Here is a 407-nt window from a genome sequence, read left to right as displayed (position 1 = left end):
GGCAAATTCTATAATTAATCCGAACAGAAATTAAAAAGCCCAAAGCAATCACTTACAATGGTAGTAGCTAATTCCAACCAATATAGGGAGTGATTACTTTGGGTACATCTACTTTATCACGTTTTCAACGTGGCGCACTAGCACAACTGGTCAATGAGGGGAATAAATCTTACCAAGTAATGGCTGACGCCTTAGGCGTCGCCAAAGCTACGATTAGCTATGAGTTGGACCGGGTTAAACCTTATGATCCAGAATTAGCTCAGCAAGATGCAGATCGCAAAAGGCGGAATTGCGGTCGTCGTTCGATGCTGACGGCAGCATTAGCGACTTTAATTACCAATCACTTACGATTAACCTGGTCACCAGAAACCATTGCGGCCGCTTATAACTTGAGCACTGCGTCAATT

Annotated in this window: 1 pseudogene; it reads left to right on the top strand. The window is 43.5% G+C overall.

Going from position 1 to position 407, the window contains the following annotated elements:
- Positions 1 to 98: 98 nt before the first annotated feature.
- Positions 99 to 407, top strand: a pseudogene (locus tag FD07_RS11970) (helix-turn-helix domain-containing protein); the annotation flags it as partial.

Source organism: Levilactobacillus parabrevis ATCC 53295, assembly GCF_001434055.1.
Lineage (GTDB): Bacteria > Bacillota > Bacilli > Lactobacillales > Lactobacillaceae > Levilactobacillus > Levilactobacillus parabrevis.
This window is presented reverse-complemented; position numbering and strand designations above follow the sequence as displayed.